Genomic DNA, 2,329 nt, shown 5'->3' on the forward strand with positions numbered 1-2,329 from the left:
TTGATAGTTGGAAGAGGATAGGAGCTGGTCATGCTGCTGTCCTTTCGTAGAGAGCGATCCAAGTTCGGAGTAGGTGTTGTGTGACTTCGAGTTCGTCTGCGATGGCGGGGAGGTGCCCGTGGTGCCAGATGGCGGCGGCTTCGAAGTCTACGGGGGAGATGAGGAGTCGGGCGGCGTATTCGTCGGCACGTCGTTCCTGACGCTGGTCAAAATGACCGTTACCAGTTGGGGTGTCACGGTGGGCAGCGTGGCCTAGTTCGTGGGCTAAGACGCTTTTGTATTGGCTGATGGATTGACCACGCCTTGTGCTGATTATGCGCCGGTGGTGGTCGTACCAGCCGGGGCTTCCGCCTGTGTGGCGCTGTAGCTGCACGCCCATGCTTTCCGCTAGGAGGTGCAGCTCTACCGCACTAATCGTCATCCACATCATTCCTTTCCGCGTCCTCGTCCGGGCCGCTGTAAGCAACCGCCGACAGGGGCATTGAATCAGACGGGCCGGACACGGGGGTGTTTTGACGGCGTGTGGCCAGTTCGTCATCGCGAACGTCGATGATGCCTGGTACTCCATCGCCGTGGAAAAGGCGTCGGGCTTCGGGGTCTACTCGTTTGTTGATTTCCTCTAGGAGTTTGGAGTTGGTGGCCATGCCTAGAGCTTTGTCGATGGCCATTTCAATGACGGCTGCTTCTTCGACGAAACCCAGGTCTGCGAGCGCTTGAATTTCATTGACGTTGTGGGCGCGGGCGATAGCGATGACGTATTCGGCGGTTGTTTTCCCTTTGTCGGCATGACGGAGAAACGTTGCTTTAGATACGCCAGGGGTATGGTCTGCCGCTTGGCTCACGGTAGGGGAGCCGGGGAGTGTATGTAGCCATTCTTCAATGTTCATAGGTTCATTATGAACCATTACGGGATAGGTGTCAAGAGCTGCGAAATTAGAAGAATGAACCGAAATAGGTTGACAATGTACCTTGATAGGTTCATAATGAATCTTGCCCGGTTCAAGCCGGCGAAAGATTGAAACTAGGAGGCTCACATGATCGATACCCGTCCAGTATCTGCTTATAGCTTCCGCCCTGGTGCGCTAGAGCACATCATGCGCTCCCGCAACCTGCGAACCGACAAACAGCTCGCAGCAGCTTTGGGAGTCAGGCTAGATGACCTGGCAGAGATTCGGGCTGGAGCTCCAGTATCTGCCCGACTCGCGCTCAAGGTCAGCGCACTACAGGGCGATGAAAAGTACATAGCAGCATGGTTCGACCCCTACGAACCCGCCGCATAGGAAAACCCCGCCGAAGCGGGGCCAAAACAATCTATTTAGGAGACTACATCATGGGTGAACTAATTCCCATTCAAGACCATGCCGGCATTCAGGCAGTCATGGGCCGAGACCTCTATGACTTCCTCGGTGTTGAGACGGAGTACCGGCACTGGTTCCCGCGCATGGTCGAATACGGCTTTGAAGAGGGCAAAGACTACGTGGTCAAAAATGACCGGGTACAAGATTCCCTCGGACGCAGCCGGGAGCGAACCAACCACATCGTGTCTCTGGACATGGCTAAGGAAATTTCCATGATTCAGCGTACGGACAAAGGTAAGCAGGCGCGCCAGTATTTCATCGAATGCGAGCGCCGGGCGAAGGATCCAGCGCAGCTGTCCCCGGAAGAGCTCATGGCCCGCGCCATCAAGGTTGCTGACAGCACCATCAAGGAGCTCGAAGCAAAGACCGCAGACCAGGCCTTTGCACTCGAAGCCGCGAAGCCAAAAGTGGAGTACTACGACCACTGCGTATCCATCGAGTCCGACGTCATGACCGTTAAAGACTGGGGCGCACACTTCGGGCTGACTGAGCCACAAGCGCGCCAGAAACTACTGGACGCAAAAATGATTTACCGCAAGGTTCAGACCCGTGAGTGGTCATCCCGCAAGGGTGACGTGGTTGACCGCAACGAGTACCGCGCCTATGCCGCCTACCGCAATCTGTTTGACCTGCGTGCCCAACACAACGCTCCGCGCTACCACAACGGGCAGGTGCGTCAAACGCTGTACGTGCGTGCTGGGTGGGCAATCACCGTAGCCAAGAATGCCGGCATTGAGGTGGACCGCTCTATCTATGACATCTTGCCGGAGTCTGTCTGACGGGCATCCCAGGTAGACGCCACCTGATAACCCGACTTAGCAGGCGGGGGAGTGCGAGCCTCCCCACGGGCACGGGGACCAGTGTGTCCCAAAATTTCGACACAGTGGCTGAACCTCTAAGGGGTTCAGGCTGGTCGGAAATGTTGTATCGAGAACTCAATAGTGAAGAGCGCCGGAGGATACGGGCATCGA

4 protein-coding genes are annotated in these 2,329 nt (G+C 56.4%); 2 read left to right on the forward strand and 2 right to left on the reverse strand.

Annotated elements, in window-relative coordinates; all coding sequences use genetic code 11:
• Positions 1–28 precede the first annotated feature (28 nt).
• Entirely contained in the window at positions 29–421 is a 393-nt protein-coding gene (locus HMPREF3148_RS00600; protein ID WP_083287668.1) for an ImmA/IrrE family metallo-endopeptidase, read from the reverse strand.
• A complete protein-coding gene (locus HMPREF3148_RS00605; protein ID WP_070508550.1) occupies positions 411–887 on the reverse strand; it encodes a hypothetical protein in 477 nt (158 codons plus the stop codon). Before HMPREF3148_RS00605 ends, HMPREF3148_RS00600 begins: the two co-directional genes overlap by 11 nt.
• A 147-nt stretch (positions 888–1,034) precedes the next feature.
• Between HMPREF3148_RS00605 and HMPREF3148_RS00610 the strand changes: the two genes are divergently transcribed.
• Both HMPREF3148_RS00610 and HMPREF3148_RS00615 read left to right on the forward strand, forming a co-directional pair.
• Positions 1,035–1,280: a hypothetical protein gene (locus HMPREF3148_RS00610; RefSeq protein WP_070508551.1), complete on the forward strand. Its 246-nt coding sequence runs from the start codon at positions 1,035–1,037 to the stop codon at positions 1,278–1,280.
• A gap of 50 nt (positions 1,281–1,330) precedes the next feature.
• The gene (locus HMPREF3148_RS00615) at positions 1,331–2,137 is read left to right on the forward strand and encodes an antA/AntB antirepressor family protein (protein ID WP_070508552.1); all 807 of its coding nucleotides are present in this window, start codon (positions 1,331–1,333) and stop codon (positions 2,135–2,137) included.
• Positions 2,138–2,329 lie beyond the last annotated feature (192 nt).

It is taken from the genome of Corynebacterium sp. HMSC05D08 (assembly GCF_001807215.1).
GTDB lineage: Bacteria > Actinomycetota > Actinomycetes > Mycobacteriales > Mycobacteriaceae > Corynebacterium > Corynebacterium striatum.